This window comes from Streptomyces sp. NPDC049687 (assembly GCF_044465285.1).
Classification (GTDB): Bacteria; Actinomycetota; Actinomycetes; order Streptomycetales; family Streptomycetaceae; genus Streptomyces.
In genome coordinates, this window is record NZ_JBITLN010000002.1 from 459,337 (window position 1) to 482,597 (window position 23,261).

General features: G+C 71.2%; 22 protein-coding genes. 11 read left to right on the forward strand and 11 right to left on the reverse strand.

Annotated features, from left to right (window positions below; translation table 11 throughout):
* Window positions 1-119: 119 nt before the first annotated feature.
* Window positions 120-536 (forward strand): Zn-ribbon domain-containing OB-fold protein, encoded by a 417-nt coding sequence (locus ACIBVL_RS07125; protein WP_399093145.1) that lies wholly within the window; start codon window positions 120-122, stop codon window positions 534-536.
* Here the strand turns inward: ACIBVL_RS07125 and ACIBVL_RS07130 are convergent.
* Window positions 424-1,863 carry a Gfo/Idh/MocA family protein gene (locus ACIBVL_RS07130; protein WP_399093148.1) on the reverse strand — a complete coding sequence of 480 codons (1,440 nt, stop codon included), beginning with the start codon at window positions 1,861-1,863 and terminating at the stop codon, window positions 424-426. The genes ACIBVL_RS07125 and ACIBVL_RS07130 overlap by 113 nt on opposite strands.
* A 220-nt stretch (window positions 1,864-2,083) precedes the next feature.
* Between ACIBVL_RS07130 and ACIBVL_RS07135 the strand changes: the two genes are divergently transcribed.
* Window positions 2,084-4,831, forward strand: coding sequence for a hypothetical protein (locus tag ACIBVL_RS07135; protein WP_399093151.1), 2,748 nt, complete (start codon window positions 2,084-2,086; stop codon window positions 4,829-4,831).
* A 64-nt stretch (window positions 4,832-4,895) separates the two neighbouring features.
* On the opposite strand, the gene ACIBVL_RS07140 is transcribed toward ACIBVL_RS07135, so the two are convergent.
* Window positions 4,896-5,276, reverse strand: a complete 381-nt coding sequence (locus ACIBVL_RS07140; RefSeq protein WP_399093154.1) for a PPOX class F420-dependent oxidoreductase — start codon at window positions 5,274-5,276, stop codon at window positions 4,896-4,898.
* Window positions 5,277-5,421: 145 nt separating this feature from the next.
* Complete coding sequence (locus ACIBVL_RS07145) at window positions 5,422-6,600, reverse strand: MalY/PatB family protein (protein ID WP_399093157.1); 1,179 nt, start codon at window positions 6,598-6,600, stop codon at window positions 5,422-5,424.
* Between ACIBVL_RS07145 and ACIBVL_RS07150 the strand changes: the two genes are divergently transcribed.
* The 3 genes from ACIBVL_RS07150 to ACIBVL_RS07160 all read left to right on the forward strand — a co-directional run bounded on the left by ACIBVL_RS07150 (window position 6,599) and on the right by ACIBVL_RS07160 (window position 10,027).
* Window positions 6,599-7,642, forward strand: coding sequence for a hypothetical protein (locus ACIBVL_RS07150; protein ID WP_399093160.1), 1,044 nt, complete (start codon window positions 6,599-6,601; stop codon window positions 7,640-7,642). The genes ACIBVL_RS07145 and ACIBVL_RS07150 overlap by 2 nt on opposite strands.
* A gap of 49 nt (window positions 7,643-7,691) precedes the next feature.
* Complete coding sequence (locus ACIBVL_RS07155; RefSeq protein WP_399093163.1) at window positions 7,692-8,492, forward strand: SAM-dependent methyltransferase; 801 nt, start codon at window positions 7,692-7,694, stop codon at window positions 8,490-8,492.
* A gap of 137 nt (window positions 8,493-8,629) precedes the next feature.
* Window positions 8,630-10,027: a S1 family peptidase gene (locus tag ACIBVL_RS07160; RefSeq protein ID WP_399093166.1), complete on the forward strand. Its 1,398-nt coding sequence runs from the start codon at window positions 8,630-8,632 to the stop codon at window positions 10,025-10,027.
* Between the two features lie 88 nt (window positions 10,028-10,115).
* Here the strand turns inward: ACIBVL_RS07160 and ACIBVL_RS07165 are convergent, their stop codons facing one another.
* Window positions 10,116-10,289, reverse strand: a complete 174-nt coding sequence (locus ACIBVL_RS07165; RefSeq protein ID WP_399093169.1) for a hypothetical protein — start codon at window positions 10,287-10,289, stop codon at window positions 10,116-10,118.
* A gap of 111 nt (window positions 10,290-10,400) precedes the next feature.
* On the reverse strand, window positions 10,401-11,573 hold the full coding sequence (locus tag ACIBVL_RS07170) for an ROK family protein (RefSeq protein ID WP_399093172.1): 1,173 nt from the start codon (window positions 11,571-11,573) through the stop codon (window positions 10,401-10,403).
* Window positions 11,574-11,752: 179 nt separating this feature from the next.
* On the opposite strand from ACIBVL_RS07170, the gene ACIBVL_RS07175 reads away from it, so the two are divergent.
* The 4 genes from ACIBVL_RS07175 to ACIBVL_RS07190 are packed head-to-tail and all read left to right on the forward strand — an operon-like array spanning window position 11,753 to window position 16,213.
* Window positions 11,753-12,664 (forward strand): carbohydrate ABC transporter permease, encoded by a 912-nt coding sequence (locus ACIBVL_RS07175; RefSeq protein ID WP_399093175.1) that lies wholly within the window; start codon window positions 11,753-11,755, stop codon window positions 12,662-12,664.
* Window positions 12,665-12,676: 12 nt separating this feature from the next.
* The gene (locus ACIBVL_RS07180; RefSeq protein ID WP_399093178.1) at window positions 12,677-13,624 is read left to right on the forward strand and encodes a carbohydrate ABC transporter permease; all 948 of its coding nucleotides are present in this window, start codon (window positions 12,677-12,679) and stop codon (window positions 13,622-13,624) included.
* Window positions 13,625-13,634: 10 nt separating this feature from the next.
* Window positions 13,635-14,984 carry an extracellular solute-binding protein gene (locus ACIBVL_RS07185; RefSeq protein WP_399093181.1) on the forward strand — a complete coding sequence of 450 codons (1,350 nt, stop codon included), beginning with the start codon at window positions 13,635-13,637 and terminating at the stop codon, window positions 14,982-14,984.
* A 26-nt stretch (window positions 14,985-15,010) separates the two neighbouring features.
* Window positions 15,011-16,213, forward strand: a complete 1,203-nt coding sequence (locus ACIBVL_RS07190) for a Gfo/Idh/MocA family protein (protein WP_399094809.1) — start codon at window positions 15,011-15,013, stop codon at window positions 16,211-16,213.
* 20 nt (window positions 16,214-16,233) lie between these two features.
* Here the strand turns inward: ACIBVL_RS07190 and ACIBVL_RS07195 are convergent, their stop codons facing one another.
* The 4 genes from ACIBVL_RS07195 to ACIBVL_RS07210 form a co-directional block, all read right to left on the reverse strand.
* Window positions 16,234-16,929 (reverse strand): L,D-transpeptidase family protein, encoded by a 696-nt coding sequence (locus tag ACIBVL_RS07195; protein ID WP_399093184.1) that lies wholly within the window; start codon window positions 16,927-16,929, stop codon window positions 16,234-16,236.
* 164 nt (window positions 16,930-17,093) lie between these two features.
* The gene (locus ACIBVL_RS07200) at window positions 17,094-18,008 is read right to left on the reverse strand and encodes an SDR family oxidoreductase (RefSeq protein WP_399093191.1); all 915 of its coding nucleotides are present in this window, start codon (window positions 18,006-18,008) and stop codon (window positions 17,094-17,096) included.
* Between the two features lie 90 nt (window positions 18,009-18,098).
* Window positions 18,099-18,728 carry an MBL fold metallo-hydrolase gene (locus ACIBVL_RS07205; protein WP_399093194.1) on the reverse strand — a complete coding sequence of 210 codons (630 nt, stop codon included), beginning with the start codon at window positions 18,726-18,728 and terminating at the stop codon, window positions 18,099-18,101.
* On the reverse strand, window positions 18,728-19,813 hold the full coding sequence (locus ACIBVL_RS07210) for an S-(hydroxymethyl)mycothiol dehydrogenase (RefSeq protein WP_399093197.1): 1,086 nt from the start codon (window positions 19,811-19,813) through the stop codon (window positions 18,728-18,730). The genes ACIBVL_RS07205 and ACIBVL_RS07210 overlap by 1 nt, the downstream gene beginning before the upstream one ends.
* Before the next feature lie 159 nt (window positions 19,814-19,972).
* On the opposite strand from ACIBVL_RS07210, the gene ACIBVL_RS07215 reads away from it, so the two are divergent.
* A complete protein-coding gene (locus ACIBVL_RS07215) occupies window positions 19,973-21,727 on the forward strand; it encodes an ABC transporter ATP-binding protein (RefSeq protein ID WP_399093200.1) in 1,755 nt (584 codons plus the stop codon).
* An 85-nt stretch (window positions 21,728-21,812) separates the two neighbouring features.
* Here ACIBVL_RS07215 and ACIBVL_RS07220 read toward each other — a convergent pair whose 3' ends face one another.
* Window positions 21,813-22,112, reverse strand: coding sequence for a hypothetical protein (locus tag ACIBVL_RS07220; RefSeq protein WP_399093203.1), 300 nt, complete (start codon window positions 22,110-22,112; stop codon window positions 21,813-21,815).
* A 194-nt stretch (window positions 22,113-22,306) separates the two neighbouring features.
* On the opposite strand from ACIBVL_RS07220, the gene ACIBVL_RS07225 reads away from it, so the two are divergent.
* Entirely contained in the window at window positions 22,307-22,672 is a 366-nt protein-coding gene (locus ACIBVL_RS07225) for a nuclear transport factor 2 family protein (protein ID WP_399093206.1), read from the forward strand.
* Window positions 22,673-22,815: 143 nt separating this feature from the next.
* Here ACIBVL_RS07225 and ACIBVL_RS07230 read toward each other — a convergent pair whose 3' ends face one another.
* On the reverse strand, window positions 22,816-23,259 hold the full coding sequence (locus ACIBVL_RS07230; protein WP_399093209.1) for a hypothetical protein: 444 nt from the start codon (window positions 23,257-23,259) through the stop codon (window positions 22,816-22,818).
* Between the last annotated feature and the right edge of the window lie 2 nt (window positions 23,260-23,261).

Sequence of the window (23,261 nt, forward strand, 5' to 3'; positions counted from 1 at the left end):
CGGCTGGCACTGAGTGCCATACGCTGGGCGCGTGCACGGTGGCACGGTGAACCGCGCACGTCCGTGCACGGGTGAGCCGCGCACGGGGGATTCCGGCCCAGGGCAGGGAGTTGACCAGCGTGTACCACCACTCAGGAACCGCCGTTCAGCAGACAGCCGGCTCCTCCGCGGGCCTGCTCGAGCGCGCGAAGACCGACGGCGAGGCGATCCTCTTCCAGCGCTGCACCTGGTGCGGCACAGCCATGTACCACCGGCTGCTGTGTCCGGTGTGCCAGGGCAGCGACCTGCGCACCGAGCGCAGCGAGGGCACCGGCACGGTCCGCCACTCGACGGTGGTCCACCGCAACACGCCCTCCGCGCGCAATGTGTCGCTGGTGGAGATGGCCGAGGGGTTCGTCGTGCGCGGCCGGGTCATGGGCCCGCTCATCGGCATCCACAGCGGTGACCGCGTCCGCCTCTCCACGGTGAAGGACCCGGTCCGCGGCGAACCGGTGTTCCAGCTGGTCGACGAGCCCTACCGGGGCTGGCACCACTAAGAGCTCCGAACAAAAGTGGCTCCACTTCTGTTCGGAGCCCTAAAGGCCAGGCACGAGGTCCCGCACGCTGACGGGCCGCCCCGTCTCGAAGCAGCGGTTGGCGGCGAGTCCGACGGCGAGGGCGAGCGCGTCGTCGTGTTCGGTCGCGGTGCTCGGTGAGGTGCGGGGACCGAAGAGCGCGTCGAGCATCCGGGTGTCTCCCCCGCCGTGCGCCTCGTGCTCCACCGTCACCGGGATGTCGACCGGTGGCTTCCACAGCGGGCGCAGGGTGAGCCGTACCCCACCCGCGGTGACCCCCCCGCGGGGCCTGGAGCAGGGCGCGGGGCGGCTGCCAGCGGCTCTCCTCCACCTCAAGTTCCAGCCGTCCGGCGCTGCCGTTGACCATCACCCGGTAGCCCTCCCAGGGGGAGTACGCGGTGAGGTGGTACGTCATCGTCGCGCCGCGCGCGTAGCGCACCAGGACGGCCATGTCGTCCTCGATGGTGACGGGCCCGCCGAAGACGTTGCGGTCGCGCCGGTAGCCGTCGTCCCGCTCGGCGTCCAGGTAGAGGGCGCGCAGGGTGTCGTCGGCCGCGAGGTCCAGCGCGAAGGGGTCGTCGGCGGCCGCCGCGGCGCCGTGGGCGCGGTCGTAGTCGCGGCGCAGTCCGTGGCGGGCGCCCGCCTCCGGGCCGTAGAAGGCGAGTCGGCCGTAGCCGAAGACCTCCTGCGGACGGTCGGCGAGCCACCAGTTGACGAGGTCGAAGTGGTGGCTCGCCTTGTGCACCATCAGTCCGCCGCTGTTCCGTTTCTCCCGGTGCCAGCGGCGGAAGTAGTCCGCGCCGTGGCGGGTGTCGAGGAGCCACTCGAAGTGGACGGAGAGGATCTCGCCGACCGCCCCCTCGGCGAGCAGGGCCCGCACCTTCTCGTGGACGGGGTTGAAGCGGTAGTTGAAGGCGACGGTGAGGGAGTTGCCGGTCGTGCGGACGGTGTCGAGGATGCGGGCGCAGCGGTCGGCGTCGACCGTCATGGGTTTCTCGGTGACGACCCGGCAGCCCGCCCGCAGCGCGGGGACGATGTAGCGGTCGTGTTCGGCGTCGACGGTGGTGACGACGACCTCGTCGACCCCCTCCTCGGCCAGCAGGTCGGTGAAGCGCTCCGGTTCCCAGGGCGTGGCGGGCGGTTGACCGGCCTCGGTCAGCAGCCGGTTGTGGAAGGCCATACGGGTGGGGTTGGGGTCGCACAGGGCGACGACCCGGTGGCCGGGACGGGCGGCGAGGTCCCGGGTGAAGGTCTGGGCGCGGTGGCCGGTGCCGACGACCACCGCGCGCAGAGAGGAGGTTCGGCTCATGGGCAGTGGCCTTTCCCGGGGTCCGGCGGGACAGTCCCCGGGGTGCCGACCTGGCTGAATTCTTGTCACCCATGGGCTGGTTCCGCGGACCACAGGCAACCCACAGATCCCGTTTCGAATCCTTGGTGACGTGAGGTGCTCCCGGGACGGACGGGGTGCCCGCGCTCCAAGTGTGAGGAGGGGACCCTTGATCCATGCCCGGCGAATAGGTGTCACCGCCATGGCCGTGCTCGCGGCACTGGCGGCATCACCGGGACTGGCCCAGGCCCAACAGCCGCACGGGACGACGACGTTGACGGCGGCTTCCGAGAGCGGGCTGCCGCCGGGCTGGCGCGTCACCGGGGAGGGGGCCGCGCGTGAGCTGGTCTGGCGGTCGGACAGGGTGGTTCCGATGGGCGACTCCCGGGTGGAGTTCCACGCGGACGGCCGGCTGCTCGGCGTACCGGAGGCGGCCAGGGACGGACACACGTTCCGGCTCACCCTGGACCAGGACGTCCCGCTGAAGGACCTCCAGGTCCTCGCGGGCGGACGCCGATTGGACGCGCCCGCCGGCAACTCCGGCAAGGAGCCGAAGAAGGCGCTGTCCGCCGCGAAGCCCCCGGCCGCGCTCCCGGCGAACTCCGTGGACCCCGGCAAGCCGGGTCCTTTCCGCACGGTCACCGGCGAGTACGACCTCGCCCCGGTGAAGCTGCCGGACTTCCCCGAACCGGTCGAGATGCAGGCCGTGGTCGTCGCGCCGAAGGGCGCCACCGGCAAGCGGCCGCTCGCGCTGTTCCTGCACGGCCGCCACACCACCTGCTACAAGCCCGGCGGCACCGAGGACGACGTCGACATCACCTGGCCGTGCCCCGCCGGCATGGAGTCGATCCCCAGCTACAGAGGCTATCTGCAGGACCAGAAGCTCCTCGCCTCGCAGGGCTACGTCACCGTCTCCATCTCGGCCAACGGCGTCAACGGCCAGGACTGGGACGCCGACGACGGCGGCGCGCAGGCGCGTTCCTCACTGGTGCGGCAGCACCTCGCCAAGTGGGCGAACTGGGCGGCCCATCCCGGCACCGCCCCGGCCGTCGTCCACGACGCGCCGAAGGCCGACCTCTCCAAGGTGCTGCTCGTGGGCCACTCGCGCGGCGGCGAGGGCGTCAACCGGGCCGCGATGGACAGCCTGTACCCGGCACCGGCCGCCCAGGACGGCTACCGCGGCCCGGTCCGCTGGAAGATCGCCGGCACGGTCCTCATCGGACCGACGATCTTCGGCCAGAATCCGGTCGCCGACGTTCCCTCCGCGACCATCCTGCCCGGCTGCGACGGCGACGTCGCCGACCTCGAGGGCGAGACGTACCTCGACGGGTCGCGCGGCATCGGCACGGGCACCGCCCTGCACAGCGCCGTCTACGTGGTCGGCGCCAACCACAACTTCTTCAACACCGAGTGGACGCCGGGCAAGTCCGCGGCGCCCTCCTTCGACGACTTCTGGACAGACCCCGAGGAGGGGCAGCGCGACCCGGTGTGCTCCGTGGGCGCCCCCACGCGGCTGACCGCCGACCAGCAGCACCAGGCCGGCACCACCTACATCGCCGCCGCGGCCCGGCTGTTCGTCGCCGGTGACGACCGGGCGCGTCCGCTCCTCGACGGCACCGGCGGGCGGGCGCCCTCCGCCGACCCGGCCCGCGTCCTGACGCACGCGGTCGGCGCCCGGCGCACGGGTGGTTTCCTGCTCGACGACGGGGTGCAGGTGACCGGCGGCCGGGTGTGCTGGAGCGACCCCGACCCGGCCAAGGCCTGTGTGCCGGGCGGCAGCGCCACGGGGATGTCCCCGCACTTCCAGTGGTGGTATCTGGAGAAGGACACCGGCAAGCGCGGGGTCGCCATGGAGTGGTCCGCGCCGGGCACGCCGACGACGTTCACCTCCCCCGATCCCGTCTCCCTGTCCGGCTCCAAGAGCCTGGCGCTGCGCGTGTTCGTACCACCGAACACCACCGGCACCCAGTTGGACGTGACCGTCACCGACTCCCACGGCCGTCGCGCGAAGCTCGGCCGGGTCACGGTCGACGGGCTGCCGGGCTCCGAGCACACCTCCTCCTACTGGGCCCGCGAACTGCGCGTTCCGCTGACCGCCGCCACCCGCGCCGGGCTGGACCTCAAGCACGTCGAGTCCCTCCAGCTGACCCCGCGTTCGCCGTCCGGGCAGGCGTGGTTCATGGACGCCTGGGGCTGGGCTCCCGGCCTGCCGGCGGTGAAGTCGGCGGCGCTGCCGCGCGTCGACATCGGCCGGCTCAAGGTCGAGGAGGGCGACTCCGGCACCCGCACCTACCACGTCCCGGTCCAGGTGTCCGGACACGGCAGCGGCCAGGTCCGCTTCTACGTCGTCGACAACGAGACCGGCGAGGCCGAGGAGAAACTGGTCACGGTACGGCCCGGCGTCACCCCGATCGACGTGCCCGTCGAGGTGACGGGTGACACGCGCTACGCCTACGACGAGCAGCAGGACCTCCTCGTGAAGCCCGTGCGCGGTGCCGTCGTCGGCTCCGGCCGCGGCGGGGTCACCGCGGTGAACGACGACCCGGAGCCCGGGATCACCCTCACCCCGGTCACGGACAGCGTGACCGAGGGCGGCACGCTGACCTGGCGGATCTCCCTCTCCGAGCCGGCCGACGTCGAGCTCTGGCAGCCCCTGCGGGTGCTCCCGGTCACCGGGGGCGCCGAGCTGTCCACCAAGGACGTGGACCCGCAGTGGCTGCTGGACACCTCCGGTGAGGCACCCGACCCGGAGCGCCCGCTGTCCCAGGCGAGCCTGTGGGTGTGGATGAAGGTCCCGGCCGGGGACTCGAGCGTCGACTTCACCGTGCCGACGGTGAAGGACGGGGTGGCCGAGCCGGCCGAGTCGGTGCGCCTCGCGCTGACCGACGACGAAGCCGACCCGCTGCCCGGCCGGCCCGTGGTGACGGGGACGGTGACGGACGCGCCGTAAGCCGCGCCCGCCTGACAAAAGAAAGGGGGCATGGACCGGCCCGGCCCATGCCCCCTCCTGTGTGTCACCGCGTGATACGGATCCCGACCGTCCCGTCCAGGCCTCGCCGCAGTCGGCTGCCCAGAAGGACCAGGCGCCCCATGATGCCGTACTTGCGGGCGAGCAGCGTGCGATAGCGCGCGGTGGTCTCCGCGTCGCAGATCTCGGCGGTGGCCGGGACCTGGTCGCCGGTGGGGTTGCCGCGGGCGTCGCAGGGTCCGACGAGGACATCACCGCGGGCCCGGATCCGCTTCACCTTCCAGGAGTCAGCGGCCGACCAGGCGCCGATCGTGTCCCCGTCGCGCACCACCCACACCGGGGTCGCGACCCCGGTCCCGTTCTTCCGGTAGCTGGTGATCAGCAGGTACTTGCCCGCCCCCAGGCGCTCGAGCGCGTTCTCGTCCATGCTCAGCAGTCTAGGGCGGGACACCACCTCGGCAGCCTCAGCTCCCGGTCCGGCCGGATCCGCGGGCGCCCGGTGTCGTCCCGGCTGCGCACCGCCGAGTCGAGGGCGTCCGGGCCGGGCTCGACGCCGCGGCCCGAGGGGAGGATCAGCGCAGGGCCGCCGCCATCCGCCGTACGCCCTCGGTGAGAATCTCGGGCGAGGTGGCCAGATTCAGCCGTGCGTACCCCGCCCCGCCGGTGCCGAACTCGGGCCCCCGGCTGAGCGCCACCCGGCCGCGCTCCAGGAAGACCTCGGCCGGGTCGTCCCCGAGGTCCAGGGCCCGGCAGTCCAGCCAGGCGAGGTAGGTCGCCTCCCCCGGCCGGTAGCGCACCCCGGGCAGGTGCTCGGCCAGCAGATCGGTGAGCAGGCGGCGGTTGGCGTCGAGCCCGGCCAGCAGGGCGTCCAGCCAGGCGGTGCCGTCGCTCAGGGCGGCGGTGTGGGCGAGGACGCCGACGTGACTCGGTCCGTGCGAGACCTCCTCGGGCAGCAGGGCCAGGTCGGCGGCGGCACCGGGGCCCGCCACGGCCAGGGCCGCCTTGAGACCGGCCAGGTTCCACGCCTTGGAGGCCGACATCAGCGACAGGCCGTTCTCCGCGCCGGGTACGTCGAGGTAGGGCACGAAGTCGACCCCGGTGGCGGTGAGCGGGGCGTGGATCTCGTCGACGACGACACGGACGCCGTAGCGCTCGGCGAGGGCGGCGACGGCGGCCAGCTCCCCGGCGGTGTGCACGGTGCCGGTCGGGTTGTGCGGGCTGCACAGCAGGTGCGCGGCCCGCCCGCCGCCCGCGACGGCCCGCCGGTAGGCCTCCTCCAGGACGGCGAGGTCGAGTCGTCCGTCCGCACCGAGCGGGGCCTCGGCGATCCGGCGGTCGAGATGGGTGACGAACCGGAAGAACGGCGGGTAGACCGGCGGGTTGACGACGACCGGGTCGCCGGGCCCGGTCACCAGCTTGAGCATCTCGACGACGCCCAGCATCACATCGGGCACCATCGCGGTCCGCTCGACCGCGAGTCCGTGCCACCCCCAGCGTTTGGCGGCGAAGCCGGCCAGCGCCTCCGCGTAGGCGGAGCCCACCGGGTAGCCGGTGTCGCCGAGTGCCATCGCCTCCGTGACCGCACGGACCACGGGCTCGGCGAGCGGCACGTCCATCTCCGCGACCCACAGCGGAAGGACGTCGGCCGGATAGGTGCGCCATTTCATGCTCGTACGACATCGGAGCCGGTCGAGGGTGACGGCGCGAAAAGGGTTTGGTGCACCGGAGGTTTCGTGCGGGATGCTGTTCATGGGGCACAAGATAGGGGGCCGTGGTGTGACCTGGGATCGCGCGAACGGGACATCTCTGGAGGTGGCCTGCGACGAGTCCGGCTCGGACGGGGAGAATCTCACCGGCGGGAACACGGATGTGTTCGCGCACGGCAGTGTGCGGCTGCCGGAGGAGTTCGCCGCCGCGCAGGTGCGGGAGATCCGTGACCGTATCCGTTCGCCCGCCGAGGAGTACAAGGCGAACCATTTGCTGCGGGAGAAACACCGGGCCGTCCTGGAATGGCTGCTGTCGGAGTCCGGACCGTTGTACGGGCACGCGCATGTACACCTGGTCGAGAAGGCGTTCTTCGTCGTGGACCGGACCGCCGACCTGCTGCTCGACGAGCCGGAGATGGCCGGCCAGCTCTTCCGGGAGGGGCGGCGGACTTTCCCGGCGGCCACATGGCGGCAATTCCTCGAAGCGGCCAACCGATTGCTGCGCGTGCGGGCCGGTGAAGGAGCGGAGGAACCCGTCGAAGCGTTCTTCCGCACGGTCGGCACACTGTGCGAGGAGTACTCCGGAACGCGCGCGGCGGACATTCTGGCGCTGCTGTCGGCGGAGCGGTCCCGTGCCATCGCCTACCGGGACGGAATCCGGGACGGCACGGCCGCTCTCGTTCCGGTGCTGAATCCCCTGCTTCCCTCCATTCTGCGCACGGCCGCGCACTGGAGCCGCGGCGGGCGGGCGGTCCGGCTCGCGCACGACCGGCAGAACATGCTCACGCCGGAGCGGATCGCCTGGATCGAGGAGGCGGCGGGGCGGGAGGGCATCGCCCTCGCCGGGCTGCGGCTCGTCGTCGCCCGGGACGACGCGCGGGTGCAGCTCGCCGACTTCCTCGCCGGGATCGCCCGCAGGATCGCCTCCGACGAACTGAACGGGCGTGGCGACCCGGTGCTCGCCGCGCTGCTGCGCCCTTACACCGGCGGATCGGCGGTGTGGGGCGACGAGCGCAGCTGGGCACGGCTCCAACCGGCGGCGGCGCAAAGCGGCGGTCCTGCCACGGGCGTCAACTTCCCTGTCTAGATTGTTTGTTGACTGCGCACGTCACCACTCCTCCCGCCGGAGCCGACCCATGACAGAGAACACGCGTATCAACATCACCCAGCCGCACACGGCCCGCATCTGGAACTACTGGCTGGGCGGCAAGGACAACTACGACGTCGACCGGGCGACCGGCGACCGGATCCGGGAGTTACACCCGGGCATCGGCGAGTACGCGCGCGCCGACCGGCTCTTCCTGGGCCGCGCCGTGGAGCATCTGGTGAGAGAGGCCGGCATCCGCCAGTTCCTCGACATCGGCACCGGTCTGCCGACCGCGGACAACACCCACGAGGTCGCCCAGCGTCTCGCCCCGGACGCCCGGGTGGTGTACGTCGACAACGACCCGCTGGTCCTGGCGCACGCCCGGGCCCTGCTCACCAGCACGCCCGAGGGCCGCACCGACTACCTCGACGAGGACCTGCGCAACTACGACGCGATCCTCCAACACGCCGCGAAGACACTGGACTTCGACGAGCCGGTGGCGCTGATGCTGCTCGGCGTGGTCATCTTCATCGGCGACGACGAGGACCCGTACGGGCTGGTGCGCCACCTGCTCGACCGCCTGCCGTCGGGCAGCCATCTGGTGCTGTCGCACACCGTCACCAGTCCGGCGATGCCCGACGTGGACGAGGCGGTGATGTTCTGGAACGAGCACGGCACGCCGAAGCTGACCCAGCGCACGCCCGAGAACGTGGCCCGGTTCTTCGACGGCCTGGAGCTGCTGGAGCCGGGTGTGGTGTCGTGCTCGCGCTGGCGCCCGTCCCCGGAGGGGACCGGCGGGGCCGAGCCGGCGGAGGTCGCGATGTTCGGCGGGGTGGCGCGAAAGCAGTGAGGTGATCCCCGACGCCGATGTGATCACGTCCGGGGTGAACGCGGCCGGGCCTTCGCACGTATGGGGATGAGGGCGCTCGACGACCGGAGAGCCCCGCGGCGTTGAGGCCGCACGTTCGGGGTTTTCGGGAGCCAGGCATGAGGCACGCACGACGACGGATCGTCCGGCGAGTGACACGGCTGGCGGCAGTCGGCGGACTCCTCCTGGGAGGAGCCATGGTCACCCAGGCGGCCATGGCGACCGAGACGCCCGCCGGCTCGGCGACGCCGCGCAGCGCGCCGGAGTCCGTCGTCACCAATCCCGGGGCGGCGCTTGTCAAGGAGCTCGGCACCTCCCGTACGGCGGGCACCTGGCTCGACGCCGAGGGGCGTCCGGTCGTCGCGGTCACCGACGAGGAGTCGGCCGCCACGGTACGCGCGGCGGGCGCCACCGCGAAGCTCGTGGGCCACAGCATGAACGAGCTCAAGTCGGCCGCGGCAACGCTGCGTTCGGCACCCAAGGTGCCCGGGACGGCGTGGGTCATGGACTACCGGACCAACGAGGTCGTCGTGCAGGCCGACAGCACCGTGTCGGGCTCCGACTGGGCGCAGCTGACGAAGACGGCCACCGGCATCGGCAGCTTCGTGCGCATGGAGCGCACCACCGGCAAGTTCACCACCCGCCTCAACGGCGCCCAGCCGATCCTGTCCACCAGCGGGCGCTGTTCGGCGGGGTTCAACGTGACCAACGGGACGAACGACTTCATCCTCACCGCCGGGCACTGCGGGCCGAACGGGTCGACCTGGTTCGCCGACAACACGGCCAGGCAGCAGGTGGGCCAGACCGTCAACCAGAGCTTCCCGGTCAACGACTTCTCGCTGGTGCAGTACGCGAGCGGCAAGGCCGGTGACGGGGCCGACGTGGTGGCGATCGGCGACGGCAACGGGGTGCGCATCACGGGCACGGGTGACGCGGCCGTCGGCCAGCGGGTGTTCCGCAGCGGCAGCACCACGGGGCTGCGGGACGGCCAGGTCACCGGACTCGACGCGACGGTGAACTACCCGGAGGGCACGGTCAGCGGGCTGATCGAGACGAACGTGTGCGCCGAGCCCGGCGACAGCGGCGGGCCGATGTTCTCCGAGGGCATCGCGCTCGGCATCACCTCGGGCGGCAGCGGTGACTGCACGACGGGCGGGACGACGTTCTTCCAGCCGGTGACGCGGGCGCTGGCCCAGCTGGGGGTGACGCTGATCGTGGCCGCGCCCTCGGACAACGCCGGCCAGGGCTCCACGTCGCCGTCCGGTGCTCCGCAGCCGTCGGTCTCGCCCACCCAGGCGGCGATCGCGCCGGGTTCGACCTCGCCGGGCTCGACCACCCCCGTGACGGGCCTCGGTGACGGCGCGACCCTGGCCTCCCGGCTCACCGACCCGAAGAACATCGGCCCCGGTCTGCTGGTGATCGGCGGCAGTCTGGTCGCCCTGGTCGCGACCCGGTACTTCCGCGCCGAACAGGACCGCAGGGCCTACCGGGAGTACTACTCGGCGACCTGGGGCTGAGTCGCCCGCAGGGGCCGCGGACAACGAAAAGGGCACCCGGTCAGGGTGCCCGCTTCGGTCGACGAGGCTCGGAGATCCTCAGGGAGCGTCAGACCGCGTTCAGCGGCTGCGGGGCCGCGGCGGCCCACTCCAGGACGAGCCGCTGGTACTCCTCACGCTGCTCGACGCTCAGTGTCCCGCCCGACCGCAGCCACAGGGCCCGGATCTCCTCGTTGACCTCGTCAGCCGAACGATCGGAAACGGTTTCAACAGTGGTGGACATGATGTGAGCATACGGCTGCCGAGGTGAAGGCCGCGTGAGTAAGTACGCATAATTCGGGCATTCGACACCGTGTTACTGATCACGTCCATCTGTCAACCCCCGCGCGCCCGTTCATCCCTGCGCCCACCCCTCCGCCGTGCCCAGTACCAGCACCTGGATCGCCAGTACGGCGGCTCCGCGCGCCCAGTCGTGGAAGTCCGACACCTTGGTCTCCAGGTCGACGGGGGCGGCCATCGGGTGCCGGTGGGCGCGGATGGTCTCCTCCACCGTCCCTCCTGCCACGTCCATGAGGCCGACGCCCTCACCGGCCAGGAGGATCTTCTGCGGCAGGACGAAGTTGGCGATCTGCGCCACCAGCGTGCCCAGGGCGCGGGCCGCCTCGTCGACGACCCGGGCGGGCAGGGGGTCCCCGGCGGCGGCGCCGGAGAGGATCTCCTCGTACGTCCACTCCCGGCCGGTGGCGGCCTGGACCTGGTAGCGGATGCTGGGGATGGTCAGCAGCGAGACGGCGCTGCCGCGTTCGCCGTCGGGGGTGAGCGGGCCGTGGGGGTTCACGATCCAGTGGCGGCCGAAGCCCCGGTCCTCCTCGGCGAAAGGGACCCGCTTGCCGCCGAGGACGAGGCCGTAGCCGAGACCGGCGCCGATGGTGAGCACGGCGAAGCGGTCGAGGCCGCGGCCGGCGCCGAACCAGGTCTCGGCCTCGACGAGGGCGGCGACGTCGTTCTCGACCACCACCGGCAGCCCCGTGCGCTCCTCGGTGAGCGCGGCCAGCGGCACGTCGCGCCAGCCGAGGAAGGCCGACTCCCCGACGACGGCACGGTCCTGGACGAGCCCGCCCACCCCGATGCCGATGCCGGCCAGACCGGGGTGGGTGCGGGCCAGTTCGTCGGTCATCTCGCCGAGGACGGCGACCACCTCCCCGGGTTCGTGGCTGGTGAGCGGGCGGTCGTGGCGGGCGACGATGTCGCTCCGGAGGGTGGTGACGACGCCGTACACCATGTCCTCGGTGACCTTGAAGCCGAGGAAGGAGCGGGAGCCGGCGACCACGTCGAGCGGCTGTGAGGGGCGCCCCTGCCGCACCTCCGCCGGGACGCCCCCCTCGGGCACCTCGACGAGCAGCCCCGACTCGATCAGCGGTTTGGTCAGCCGGGTGAGGCTGCCGGCGGAGAGGTTGAGCCGGCGCGCCAGGTCGGTGCGCGACAGCGGGCCGTGGACGAGCACCTCGATCGCGACCGAGCGCTCTCCGGAGCTCAGCGGCAACCAGCTGGCGGTACGTGCGGTCATGAGGGTCAGTCTCCCCCACCTGTTCGCCTCGGTGATTTTTTTTGCCATGGAAGTATCGAGGTCACTCTAGGGCCCGTGGAGTCCACGCCAAAAGATGTGCGCACGCCTCTTGACGCCTCGATTCTTTCGGTTCAAAAGTAAGTCCGAGAGTGAGCCGCGACAGACGAGGGAGTCTTCCGATGACGATCGCCTCCAGCAGCCCGAGCAGAGCGCCCACACGGCGGGGGAACGGGGACGGACGCCTCGCCGCGGTCTTCCTGGCACCGGCCCTGCTGGGTTTCCTGGTCTTCCTGCTCTGGCCCACGCTGCGGGGCGTCTATCTGAGCTTCACCCGCTTCAACCTGCTGACGCCGGCGGAGTGGGTGGGCCTGGCCAACTACGACCGGATGGTCCACGACCCGATCTTCTGGAACTCCCTGCGGGTCACCGTCGAGTACGTGGTCATCAACATCGGTGTCCAGACGGTCTGCGCCCTCGCCATCGCCGTACTCCTTCAGCGGCTGACGCAGTCCGCGCTGCTGCGCGGGATCGTGCTCACCCCCTATCTGATGTCCAACGTCGTCGCCGGTGTCGTCTGGCTGTGGATCCTCGACACCCAGCTCGGCATCGGCAACGAGGTCGTCTCCGCGCTCGGGTTCGACCGCATCCCGTTCCTCGCCGACGAGACCTGGGCCATCCCGACGATCGCGCTGATCAACGTCTGGCGCCATGTCGGGTACACCGCGCTGCTGCTCTTCGCCGGGCTCCAGGCCATTCCGAGCGACATGTACGAGGCGGCGAAGGTGGACGGCGCGAGCGAGTGGCGGATGTTCTGGCGGATCACCATGCCGCTGCTGCGGCCGGTGCTGGCGGTCGTGCTGATCATGACGGTGATCGGTTCGTTCCAGGTCTTCGACACGGTCGCCGTCGCCACGCAGGGCGGACCGGCGAACGCCACCAACGTGCTCCAGTACTACATCTACGGCGCCGCCTTCGGCCGCTTCCAGTTCGGCTACGCCTCCGCGATGTCCGTCGCGCTGCTCGTCGTGCTGAGCGCGATCACCGTCCTGCAGTACCGGCTCACCCGGGCCGGCCGGACCGACCTCGGCTGAGAGGAGACTTCCATGGCTGTCGTGGCAGACACACCGGCGACCACGCCGACCGCACCGACCACCACGACCGTACGGCGGACCGGACGCCGGCCCTCCATCGGCCGGATCGCGGCATGGGCGGCGATGGCCGCGATCGTGCTCATCACCCTGCTGCCGTTCTACTGGATCCTGCGCACCGCGTTGTCCACCAACACCGCGCTCGCCGCCCACCCCGGCGACCCGCTGCCCACGGGCCTCACCACCGGTGGCTTCGAGCGGGCCCTGGGCCTGCAGTCCACCAAGGAGGCGATCGCCCAGGGCGGCGCGGGCGGCGGGCTGACGTTCTGGCGGTATCTGATCAACTCGGTGGTCGTCTCCACCCTGGTCACCGTCTGCCAGATCTTCTTCTCCGCGATGGCCGCGTACGCCTTCGCCCGGCTGCGCTGGCGGGGCCGGGACCAGGTGTTCGGGCTCTTCCTGGCGGGGCTGATGGTGCCGGCCATCTTCACCCTGCTGCCGAACTTCGTGCTCATCAAGCAACTCGGCCTGGTGGACACCTTGCTGGGCATCGCGCTGCCGACGATGTTCATGACGCCGTTCGCGGTGTTCTTCCTCAGGCAGTTCTTCATGAACGTGCCCCAGGAGGTCGAGGAGGCGGCCCTGCTGGACGGCGCCGGAAAGGTCCGGATCTTCTTCCGGGTGCTGCTGCCGATGGCGTCCACGCCGATCCTCACGCTGGGCGTGCTGACGTACATCACCGCCTGGAACGACTACTTCTGGCCGCTGATGGTGTCCTACAGCGACAGCTCGCGGGTGCTCACCGTGGCCCTGGCCGTCTTCCGGGCACAGACCCCGCAGACCGGTTACGACTGGTCCGGCCTGATGGCGGCCACGCTCATCGCCGCCCTTCCGATGCTCGTGCTCTTCGGCTTCTTCGCGCGCCGCATCGTCGGCACCATCAGCTTCACCGGAATCAAGTGAGGGGACGGGCATGCGAGTTCGTATGCGTACGGTCGTGGCGATGACCGGGGCGCTGGCGCTGTCCCTGGTGGCCGGGTGCGCCCAGGGCGGCGCCGCCGGATCCGGCGCGCACACGGTGACGTACTGGCTGTGGGACGCCAACCAGCTGCCCGCCTACCAGGCCTGTGCGAAGGGCTTCGAGAAGGCGAACCCGGGCCTGAAGGTGAAGATCACACAGATGGGCTGGGACGACTACTGGACCAAGCTCACCGCGAGCTTCATCGCGGGCACCCAGCCGGACGTGTTCACCGACCACATCCAGAAGTTCGGCCAGTTCGCCGATCTTAAGGTGCTGGAGCCGCTCGACGACCTCGGCATCGACGAGTCGGCGTACCAGTCCGGGCTCGCCGCCAACTGGAAGGGCCAGGACGGACACCGCTACGGCGCGCCCAAGGACTGGGACACCGTCGCGCTCTTCTACAACCAGAAGATGGCCAAGGCGGCCGGGCTCACCGCACAGGACCTGAACGGGCTCTCCTGGAACCCGAAGGACGGCGGCACCTTCGAGAAGGCCGTCGCCCACCTCACCGTCGACGTCAACGGCAGGCGCGGCGACGAGGCGGGCTTCGACAAGGACCATGTGAAGGTGTACGGGCTGGCCACGGGCGGCGCCGGGGACGGCGACGGCCAGACGCAGTGGAGCACCTTCGCCGCCTCCGCGGGCTGGACCTACACCGACAAGAAGCGGTGGGGCACCGAGTACCGGTACGACGACAAGACCTTCCAGTCCGTGATCAAGTGGTACTTCGGCCTGGCGAAGAAGGGCTATCTGGCCCCGCTCACCGACTACAACGCGGGCGCCAACCCGGCCAACGCGCAGGTCGCCGCGGGCAAGGCCGCCGCCGCCTTCGACGGTGCCTGGATGATCTCCACGTACTACGCCTTCAAGGGCATCAAGGTGGGCACCGCCGTCACCCCGGCCGGCCCCACCGGCAAGCGGGCCACGATGATGAACGGCCTCGCGGACTCCGTCACCAGGAGTGCCCGCAACAAGGAGGGCGCGAAGAAGTGGGTGCGGTATCTGGCCTCCGACGAGTGCCAGAAGACCGTGGGAGCGTACGGCATCGTCTTCCCGGCCACCCCCGACGGCACGAACGCCGCCATCGCCGCGTACAAGAAGAAGGGCATCGACGTCACGGCCTTCACCAAGCCGGTCGCCGACCACGAGGACTTCACCACCTTCTCCTATCCGATCACCGACTACGCGGCCGACGTGTTCGCGTTGATGCACCCTGCCATGCAGGACGTGTACGGCAACGGCAAGTCCGTGAGCAGCCTCGACGAGACCAACGACCAGATCAACCTGATCCTCTCCCAGTGACTCCACCAGTGAAGGGCACGCCCCCCATGACGTTCTCCCTCGGCATCGTCGGCGCCGGCCAGTTCTCCGGCCAGTTCGCCACGCTGTTCCAGGCCCACCCCGGCGTCGGTGACGTGTACGTCACCGATCTGCTGCCCGAACGGGCCGAGCAACTCGCGTCCGCCCAGGGGCTGGCCGGCACCTTTCCCTCGTACGAGGCGATGCTGGAGTCGCCGGCGGTCGACGCGGTCGCGATCTTCACCCAACGCTGGACGCACGGCCCGCTGGTGCTGCAGGGCCTGAACGCCGGCAAGCACGTGTACTCCGCCGTTCCCATGGCGATCAGCACCGAGGAGATCGCGGCGATCATCGACGCGGTCAAGGCGACCGGGCTGACGTACATGATGGGCGAGACCAGCCAGTACAACCCGGCGACCGTGCACGCCCGCAACCAGATCGCCGAGGGCGCCTTCGGACGGATCTTCTACGCCGAGGGCGACTACGTCCACGACATGGACCTGGGGTTCTACGAGGCGTACCAGTACAGCGGCGGCGAGAACTGGAGGGCGACCGCCAGCTATCCCCCGCTGCTGTACCCGACGCACTCGGTGGGCGGGGTGCTGGGCGCCTGGCGGACGCACGCGGTGAGCGTGTCGGCCATCGGGGTCGTCGACGAGCGGCGCGACGGCGTCTTCGACCGGTCGGTCAGCCAGTTCGGGAACGACTTCTCCAACGCGACCGCCCTGTTCGAGGTGGCGGGCGGCGGTTCGTTCCGTACGAACGAGTTCCGGCGGGTGGGCTACCCCTCCCACATCCGGGAGTCGCGTTTCCGGTTCTTCGGTACGGAGGCGAGCATGGAACAGCTCGCGACGGTGGCGCTGTGGCAGGACAAGAAGGGGGTCAAGGACATCAGCGAGCTGCTGGAGCCCAAGCCCACCCTGTCCCCCGACGACCCGTCGCTCCAGCACATAGCGCCCGACCTGAGGGCCGCCTTCACCTCCGGTTCGGCGCCGGTGCACGACCGCTCACGGCTGCCCCGGGTGTTCGACCAGCTGCACAACGGGCACGAAGGCAGCCACCACTTCCTGGTGGACGACTTCGTGACCGCGGTCAACACGCGCACGCTGCCGTCCGTGAACGCCTGGGTGGCGGCCCGCTACACCCTGCCGGGCATCGTCGCGCACGAGTCGGCACGGCAGGGCGGGGTGCGGCTGGAGATCCCGGACTTCGGGGACGCCCCGGAGAGCTGAGCCGGGCGGGCCGGGTGCCCTCAGGTGCCCGGCTTGCGGCCGTAGACGAAGACGTCGTCGCCGTTCTTCAGCAGCGACCAGTACTTCTTGGCGGTGGTCGGGGTCATGTTGACGCAGCCGTGGGAGCCCGGCGGGTTCCACATGCTGAGGTTGACCGAGTGGAAGGCCTGGCCGCCGTCGAAGAACTGGCTGTAGGGCATCGGCACGTTGTAGATGCTGGAGACGTGGTCGATGTCCCGCCAGTAGATCTTCTTCAGGCCGGTGCGGGTCTCGTACCCGTTGCGGCCGGTGCGGACCGGGACGGGACCGTAGACCAGCCTGCTGCCGTCCTGGATCCAGCTGAGCTGGAGGGTGAGGTTGACGCAGGCGATCCGGCCCTTGTTGGTCGGGCAGGCACCGGACCGGTTCGGGTTGGTGCCCACCGCCTTCTGCTTGTTCATGAGATCCATCACGCCCCAGGTGACGGATCCGGCGTAACCGATGTTCGGGGTGATGCCGTGCTTGGTCTGGAAGGCCTGGATCGCCCTGCAGTCGGCTGTGGACTGCCTGCCGTCGACGGGCCGGCCGAGGAACTTCTCCACCTGCTTCTGGTACGGCCCGGCCTGCGTGGTGCAGGTCGCGGCCTGGGCCGGCGCGGCGCCCAGCACGAGCGTCAGCGGGGCCATGAGCCCCGTGACCCCGAGAGCGACGGCTCCTCGTCTGCGTATGTCCCCCATGGGTGCCCTCTTCCTGGCGCGGTTGCGGCGATCTCGTCAACCTAGACCGGTGACCGGGGGCGGCGGTTGTAGTCCCGCTCAAGCTGTGACGAAACGGTGAACTTCCTGTCCGCCCTTGTCCCGCACGACAGGCGGGAAGGCCGGCGGGTGCGGGGAGCGAGTGCTCAGCGGTAGCCCGTCACGTCGGCCGGCCTGCCCGCGTCCTGGACCTCGACGAGGTAGCGCCAGGCGTCCGGGCGGCTGCCGTCGAGGTCGGTGAAGCCGTACACCGGGGCGAGGCCGCCACTGGAGAGGGACCGGCCGTTGAAGCGGGCCACCTCGGGGTCGGCCGCGAGGGCGGCCACGGCCCGGCCGACGTAGCGGGGTGTCTCGGAGATGGCGAAGTGGGGGACGCGGTCGAGGGCCTCGCGCCAGGTGTCCTCGGTGACGCCGAAGGTGTCGAGCATGAGTTCCGAGCGCAGCCAGCCGGGGGTGAGCGCGACGGCGGTGGCGCCGCGTGGGCCGAGTTCGTGGCCGAGGGCGAAGGCCATGCGCAGGACGGACGCCTTGGCGAGGTCGTAGAAGAAGTTCACGCGGTAGGTGTCCCGGTTGTACTCGGCGGTGCCGTCGGTCATCTCGACGACCAGGCCGCCGGGGTGGCGCAGCAGCAGCGGCAGGGCGTGGTGACTGGTGACGGCGTGCGTCTCGACGGCGAGGCGGAGGAGCCGGAGGCCGTTGTCGAGGTCGTGCTCCCAGACCGGGGTGTCCCACTCGAAGAGCTTGTCCCCGCCCCAGATGTCGTTGACGAGGAGGTCGAGGCGCCCCTGCTCGGCGTCGATGCGGTCGACGAGGGCGCGGACCTGGGTGGGTTCGAGATGGTCGGTGGGTACGGCGATGCCCTGGCCGCCGGCCTCGGTGACCAGGTCCGCGGTGTCCTCGATGGTCTCGGGGCGGTCGTACTCGGAGCGGCGGGCGCGGGTGGTGCGTCCCGTCACGTATACGGTGGCGCCGGCCGCGCCCAGTTCGACGGCGATGCCCCGCCCGGCGCCCCGTGTCGCTCCGGCTACGAGCGCGACCCTGCCCTGCAGCGGACCCGGCATGTCCGGCCTCCCTTTCCCTGGTGAGTGGTGACACCCGAGCGGTGTCACTCCGAGGGTGCCGGGGAAGCCGGACATCTCCTGTCACCTTTGTCAGTGGCCCCGGGCGATCCACTCTTCCAGGTGCGGTGCCTCGGCACCGATGGTCGTGGCCTCGCCGTGGCCGGTGAGCACCTTCGTCCCGGGCGGGAGGGAGAGCAGCTTCTCGCGGATGGACGTGATGATCGTCGGGAAGTGCGAGTAGGAGCGGCCGGTGGCTCCGGGGCCGCCCTGGAAGAGGGTGTCGCCGGTGAACACCACACCTAGCCCGGGGTCGTAGAGGCAGACCGCGCCGGGCGCGTGCCCGGGGGTGTGCAGAACGGTCAGGTCGGTGCCGGCGGCCTCGATGACCTGTCCGTCGGCCAGATGGGCGTCGGGCTCGCGGCCGGGGTGGGTGAGCTTCCACAGCGGCAGGTCGTCGGGGTGCAGCCAGATGGTGGCGCCGGTGAGGTCCGCGAGGGCGGGGGCAGCGCCGACGTGGTCGTTGTGGGCGTGGGTGCACACGATGGCGGTGAGCCGGCGGTCGCCGACGGCCTCCGCGATGGCGGCGGCGTCATGGGCGGCGTCGATGACGACGGCCTCGTGGTCGTCGCCGACGATCCAGACGTTGTTGTCCACGTCCCAGGTGCCGCCGTCGAGGCTGAACCGGCCCGAGGTGACGAGGTGTTCGATGCGGGCGGCCATCACAGCACCACCACCGAACGCAGGACGTCGCCGTGGTGCATCCGCTCGAACGCCTTCTCCACCTCGTCGAGGGCGATGGTCTCGGTCACGAACGCGCCCAGGTCCAGGCGCCCCTGCAGGTGCAGGTCGATCAGCATGGGGAAGTCGCGGGAGGGCAGGCAGTCGCCGTACCAGGAGGACTTCAGCGCTCCGCCGCGCCCGAAGACGTCCAGGAGGGGGAGTTCGAGCTTCATCTCGGGGGTGGGCACCCCGACGAGGACGACCGTGCCGGCGAGGTCGCGGGCGTAGAAGGCCTGCTGGTACGTCTCCGGGCGGCCGACCGCCTCGATGACGACGTCGGCGCCGAAGCCGCCGGTCAGCTCGCGGATCGCCTCGACCGGGTCGTTCTCCTTGGAGTTCACGGTGTGCGTGGCGCCCATCTCGCGGGCCTTGGCGAGCTTGCGGTCGTCGATGTCGACGGCGATGATCTTCGCCGCTCCGGCCAGGTTCGACCCCGCGATCGCCGCGTCACCGACCCCGCCGCAGCCGATGACCGCGACGGTGTCCCCGCGCCCGACGTTGCCGGTGTTGATCGCGGCACCGATGCCGGCCATCACCCCGCAGCCCAGCAGACCGGCCACGGCCGGCGACACCGACGCGTCGACCTTCGTGCACTGGCCGGCCGCGACCAGCGTCTTCTCCGCGAAGGCGCCGATACCGAGGGCCGGGGAGAGTTCGGTGCCGTCGAGCAGGGTCATCCTCTGCTCGGCGTTGTGCGTGTCGAAGCAGTACCAGGGGCGGCCGCGCAGACAGGCCCGGCACTGTCCGCACACCGCTCGCCAGTTCAGGATGACGAAGTCACCGGGCGCCACGTCCGTGACACCCTCGCCGACGGACTCCACCACGCCCGCGGCCTCATGTCCGAGCAGGAAGGGGAACTCGTCGTTGATGCCGCCCTGCTTGTAGTGCAGGTCGGTGTGGCACACCCCGCAGGCCTGGATCTTCACGACCGCTTCCCCCGGGCCGGGGTCCGGCACCACGATCGTCTCCACCCGCACCGGCTCGTTCCTGCCCGGCGCGATCACTCCGCGTACTTCCTGCGGCATGGTGCTGCCCCTTTCTTCGGCGGTCATCCGTCCCAGGTCCGACCCTACGCGTGACTGATCGGTAGGGGCACGGCCGACGGCTCCGGAACCCCTCCTTGCGGCCACGCTCGGCTACCGCCGCCGTAGCCTGAAGGCTCCGTCCGACCCCCGAGGAGCGCCGTGAGCAACGCAGAGACAGCCGACGTACGGCCCCCGTGGCGGCTGCTGCTCGACTACGTACGACCGCACCGCTGGACACTGCTGGCGGGAGCGGTGCTGTCGCTGGTCACCGGAGCCACGGGGCTGCTGCTGCCGCTCGTGGCACGGGGGTTGATCGACGACCTGGCCCACGACCGCGCGATAACCGGCGCGTTGCTCGCCCTGACAGCGCTCGTCGTCGCCAACACGGCGGTGGGGGCGCTCGGTTCGTATGTGCTGCGGCGCACCGCCGAGTCGGTGGTGCTGGGTGCGCGGCGGACGCTGTCCTCGTATCTGCTGCGGCTGCGGATCCCGGCCGTCGACCGCAGCGAGCCCGGTGATCTGATGGCCCGGATCACCTCCGACACGACGCTGCTGCGCGAGGTCACCACCGACTCTCTGGTCGGCCTCGGTACCGGTGGGCTCACGCTCACCGCGACCGTCGTGATGATGGGTCTCGTCGACCCTGTGCTGCTGGGGGTCACGCTGGCCGTGGTCCTGGGTGCGGGCACGGTGCTCGGGGTGATCGTGCCGCGTATCAACCGGGCGAGCCGCCGGGCGCAGGACGCGGTCGGCGTGATGGGGGCCTCGCTGGAGCGGGTGCTGGGCGCCCTGCGCACGGTCAAGGCGTCGGGCGCCGAGCACCGGGAGGAGGAGACGCTGCACGCGGCGGCCGAGGAGTCCTGGCGGCAGAGCGTGCGCGCCGCCAAGTGGTCGGCGGCGGCCGGGAACACGGCCGGCCTCGCGATGCAGACCGCGTTCATCACCGTGCTGGCGGTGGGCGGTGCGCGGGTCGCCACGGGTGCGATCGACATCGGCACGCTGGTGGCGTTCCTGCTGTACGTCTTCTATCTGATGTCGCCGATCCAGCAGGTCGTCGGCGCGGTCACCCAGTACCAGACGGGCGCGGCCGCCCTCAGCCGTATCCAGGAGGCGCTGCGGCTGCCGGCCGAGCCGGTGGCCCGGCCGGCGCCGCTGCCCTCCCCCGCCGCCGAGCCGGCCTCGCTCGCCTTCGCCGACGTCCGCTTCCGGTACGCCGACGATCTGCCGTACGTCCATCACGGGGTGACGTTCGACGTGCCGGCGCGCGGCATGACGGCGTTCGTCGGGCCGTCGGGCGCGGGCAAGACCACGGTGTTCTCGCTCATCGAGCGGTTCTACGACCCCGAGTCGGGCACGATCAGCCTCGACGGCCGCGACCTCACCGACTGGGATCTGCCCCTCCTGCGGTCCTCCATCGGGTACGTCGAGCAGGACGCGCCGGTGCTGTCGGGCTCGCTGCGGGAGAATCTGCTGCTGGGCAACCCGGAGGCGGACGAGGACACCGTGCGGCGGGTGCTGAAGACGACCCGTCTGGACGGGCTGGCCGCCCGGCTGCCCCAGGGCCTGGACACGCTGGTCGGGCATCGCGGGACCAAGCTGTCCGGCGGCGAGCGGCAGCGGGTGGCCATCGCCCGCGCCCTGCTGCGGCGCCCCCGGCTGCTGCTGCTCGACGAGGCGACCTCGCAGCTGGACGCGGTGAACGAGGCGGCGCTGCGCGACACCGTCGCCGATGTCGCCCGGACGACGACGGTGCTGGTCGTGGCGCACCGCCTGTCGACGGTGACGACGGCGGACCGGATCGTCGTCATGGACGCGGGCCGGGTCCGGGCCGTGGGGACGCACCGTGAGCTGGTGGCGGGCGATCCGCTGTACGCGGAGCTGGCGGCGACGCAGTTCCTCGCGACGGCCGAGTGAGGCGCCGCTCGTCCCCGGCGGCGAGGGCCGGCGCGAGTGGGGCCGCCTCCCGACGGTCCGGGTGCGGCCCTCAGGGAGCCGGCGGTCAGGCCTGGAGCCCGGGGAGCAGGCCGGTGACGGGGGCCACGAGGTCGGTGACCTGGTGCAGTTCGTTCAGCTTGTCGAGTTCGCTCACCTGGTTCAGCTCGGCCAACTGCCGGGAGACCGGCGGGAGGTCGGCCCGGTGCTCGGCGGGGAGCCCGCTCGTGGTGAGCGCGTCGAGCGTGGTCATCAGGCTGGTCCTGCCGGTGTCCGGGGCTTCGGCCGCGTGCGTCAGGGGCGCGGCGAGACCCGTGACCCCGGCGGCGAGAGCGGCGGCGGCGACGATACGTCGAGTGAAGATCATGCCCTCGGCAACGCGGCGCGCGCCGCCCCGGACACGGCCGGCGGGCACCGCTCACCCGACAGGCGGACCGCCGCACCCGCTCGCCGGGCCGTGGCGGCTGCGCTTGCCGAGCCCCGTGCGGCGGAGGAGCCTCGAAGGTGAGGGCGCGGCCGACACCTCTCCCCCCGGGTCCGCGGCCCTCCAAGGAGGTCACCATGGGCACCGCGGCAGGCTCCGCCTTCGACACCGACACCCTGCGCAGGGCCATAGAAGGCCCGGCTCCGAACACGCTGTTGTCGCTCTACGCGGACGACGCGGAACTGCGCGTCGTCGATCACAACACCCAGCCCAGCAGTCCTCGCGTCCTGCACGGCCGGAGCGAGATAGCCGAGATGCTGGACGACGTCTACAGCCGGGACATGACGCACAAGCTGGAGGAGTGCGTCGTCCAGGGCGACCGCGCCGCCTTCAGCGAGTCCTGCGAGTACTCGGACGGCGTGCGCGTACTCGCCGACTCGATGCTCAGGCTGCGGGACGGCAAGATCGTCGAGCAGACGATCATCCAGGCCTGGGACGAGTAGGAAGGAAGTTCGCCGGGGCCCAGGTCACCTCCCGGCCTGGGCCTTCTCGATGCGGGCGGGTTGCCCGAGCCGTCGCGGCCGTCGGACGGTCCCGGCTGATCAGGGGCAGGACGTCAAGCGGGGCGCGTGGACGTCGACACGGGCTACGCGGGCGGTGTCGTCGCCTTCGACTCGGCGGTGGAGAGGGACTCGGCCGGGAGGTAGCGGGCCGGGACGACGTGCCAGTCGAGGGTGATGCCGTTCGTCTCGGACGGCTGGGTGTCGCCGGTGTAGGTGTAGAGGGGGGAGCCGTCGTAGGTGAGCTGGAGGGTGCCGTCGTCGGGGCGGGTGGTGGTGCCGAGGGTGCCGGCGACGCCCGGGGGGAGGGTTGGGGTGCCGCCGGCGGCGACGCGCAGCGGTCTGCGCAGGTCGGTGCAGGCGCCCGCGCAGAGGCCGCGGTCGTAGGTGTACAGGGTGTGGCCGGCGGTGTCCGTCAGGACGTGGCCCATCGACTCGGTGGCACCGACCAGCACCGTGGGAGCCGGGGCGAAGGCCAGGCACCCCAGTGCGGCGATGACCGCGAGCAGGGGTTTCGTCAGTGTGCGCATGG

What these genes read in the sequence shown, in the direction of transcription:
- ACIBVL_RS07230 (WP_399093209.1), bottom strand. Translation starts at nt 23,259, where the DNA reads ATGCGCACACTGACGAAACCCCTGCTCGCGGTCATCGCCGCACTGGGG.
- ACIBVL_RS07150 (WP_399093160.1), top strand. Translation starts at nt 6,599, where the DNA reads ATGGGGCACAAGATAGGGGGCCGTGGTGTGACCTGGGATCGCGCGAAC.
- ACIBVL_RS07175 (WP_399093175.1), top strand. Translation starts at nt 11,753, where the DNA reads ATGACGATCGCCTCCAGCAGCCCGAGCAGAGCGCCCACACGGCGGGGG.
- ACIBVL_RS07210 (WP_399093197.1), bottom strand. Translation starts at nt 19,813, where the DNA reads ATGCCGCAGGAAGTACGCGGAGTGATCGCGCCGGGCAGGAACGAGCCG.
- ACIBVL_RS07180 (WP_399093178.1), top strand. Translation starts at nt 12,677, where the DNA reads ATGGCTGTCGTGGCAGACACACCGGCGACCACGCCGACCGCACCGACC.
- ACIBVL_RS07135 (WP_399093151.1), top strand. Translation starts at nt 2,084, where the DNA reads ATGGCCGTGCTCGCGGCACTGGCGGCATCACCGGGACTGGCCCAGGCC.
- ACIBVL_RS07130 (WP_399093148.1), bottom strand. Translation starts at nt 1,863, where the DNA reads ATGAGCCGAACCTCCTCTCTGCGCGCGGTGGTCGTCGGCACCGGCCAC.
- ACIBVL_RS07190 (WP_399094809.1), top strand. Translation starts at nt 15,011, where the DNA reads ATGACGTTCTCCCTCGGCATCGTCGGCGCCGGCCAGTTCTCCGGCCAG.
- ACIBVL_RS07205 (WP_399093194.1), bottom strand. Translation starts at nt 18,728, where the DNA reads ATGGCCGCCCGCATCGAACACCTCGTCACCTCGGGCCGGTTCAGCCTC.
- ACIBVL_RS07165 (WP_399093169.1), bottom strand. Translation starts at nt 10,289, where the DNA reads ATGTCCACCACTGTTGAAACCGTTTCCGATCGTTCGGCTGACGAGGTC.
- ACIBVL_RS07160 (WP_399093166.1), top strand. Translation starts at nt 8,630, where the DNA reads ATGAGGCACGCACGACGACGGATCGTCCGGCGAGTGACACGGCTGGCG.
- ACIBVL_RS07225 (WP_399093206.1), top strand. Translation starts at nt 22,307, where the DNA reads ATGGGCACCGCGGCAGGCTCCGCCTTCGACACCGACACCCTGCGCAGG.
- ACIBVL_RS07145 (WP_399093157.1), bottom strand. Translation starts at nt 6,600, where the DNA reads ATGAACAGCATCCCGCACGAAACCTCCGGTGCACCAAACCCTTTTCGC.
- ACIBVL_RS07140 (WP_399093154.1), bottom strand. Translation starts at nt 5,276, where the DNA reads ATGGACGAGAACGCGCTCGAGCGCCTGGGGGCGGGCAAGTACCTGCTG.
- ACIBVL_RS07170 (WP_399093172.1), bottom strand. Translation starts at nt 11,573, where the DNA reads ATGACCGCACGTACCGCCAGCTGGTTGCCGCTGAGCTCCGGAGAGCGC.
- ACIBVL_RS07220 (WP_399093203.1), bottom strand. Translation starts at nt 22,112, where the DNA reads ATGATCTTCACTCGACGTATCGTCGCCGCCGCCGCTCTCGCCGCCGGG.
- ACIBVL_RS07155 (WP_399093163.1), top strand. Translation starts at nt 7,692, where the DNA reads ATGACAGAGAACACGCGTATCAACATCACCCAGCCGCACACGGCCCGC.
- ACIBVL_RS07195 (WP_399093184.1), bottom strand. Translation starts at nt 16,929, where the DNA reads ATGGGGGACATACGCAGACGAGGAGCCGTCGCTCTCGGGGTCACGGGG.
- ACIBVL_RS07200 (WP_399093191.1), bottom strand. Translation starts at nt 18,008, where the DNA reads ATGCCGGGTCCGCTGCAGGGCAGGGTCGCGCTCGTAGCCGGAGCGACA.
- ACIBVL_RS07185 (WP_399093181.1), top strand. Translation starts at nt 13,635, where the DNA reads ATGCGAGTTCGTATGCGTACGGTCGTGGCGATGACCGGGGCGCTGGCG.